Raw genomic sequence first — 216 nt, 5'->3', positions numbered from 1 at the left:
CGGCAATGCAAGCTGCTACATATTCTCCTACGCTATGCCCCATGAGTATATCTGGTTTGATGCCCCATGACTGCCATAGTTGACACAGAGCGTATTCTATGGCAAATAAGGCTGGTTGAGTGTAGGCGGTTTGGTCGATTAAATCAATGTTTTCTGTTGTTTGTGTATCTGGATAAATTACAGAAAGTAGGGGATGTTCTAAATATGGTTGCAAGA

Annotated in this window: 1 protein-coding gene; it reads right to left on the bottom strand. The window is 42.1% G+C overall.

Going from position 1 to position 216, the window contains the following annotated elements; translation table 11 throughout:
* A partial coding sequence (locus F6K06_RS31365) for an acyltransferase domain-containing protein (RefSeq protein ID WP_287244640.1) occupies window positions 1-216 on the bottom strand: 216 nt, incomplete at both ends.

The sequence above is a fragment of the Okeania sp. SIO1H4 genome (assembly GCF_010672695.1).
Lineage (GTDB): Bacteria > Cyanobacteriota > Cyanobacteriia > Cyanobacteriales > Microcoleaceae > Okeania > Okeania hirsuta.
The sequence above is the reverse complement of the archived record's forward strand: the minus strand, read 5'-3'. Positions and strand labels throughout refer to the sequence as shown.